We start from the raw sequence: 342 nt of genomic DNA, 5'->3' as shown, positions 1-342 counted from the left end.
GCCTGGCAACGTCCTACTCTCACAGGGACAAAGTCCCAACTACCATTGGCGCTAAAGAGCTTAACTTCCGTGTTCGGTATGGGAACGGGTGTGACCTCTTCGCTATCGCCACCAGACATATTATATTATACATGATTTTTAAAAGAAAGCAAGACTTTTTTTGAAAAGTTTTGTTCTCTCAAAACTAGATAACAGTTCGCTCAGTAAAACTTACACTTTTAAAGTTTGGTTAAGTCCTCGATCGATTAGTATCAGTCAGCTACACATGTCGCCACGCTTCCACCTCTGACCTATCAACCTGATCATCTTTCAGGGATCTTACTAGCTTGCGCTATGGGAAAT

2 rRNA genes are annotated in these 342 nt (G+C 42.1%); both read right to left on the bottom strand.

Going from position 1 to position 342, the window contains the following annotated elements:
• Positions 1 to 116 (bottom strand): 5S ribosomal RNA (gene rrf / locus M3225_RS29220).
• Between the two features lie 109 nt (positions 117 to 225).
• A 23S ribosomal RNA gene (locus tag M3225_RS29215) occupies positions 226 to 342 on the bottom strand; the annotation flags it as partial.

Source organism: Priestia aryabhattai (assembly GCF_023715685.1).
Lineage (GTDB): Bacteria > Bacillota > Bacilli > Bacillales > Bacillaceae_H > Priestia > Priestia aryabhattai_B.
This window is presented reverse-complemented; position numbering and strand designations above follow the sequence as displayed.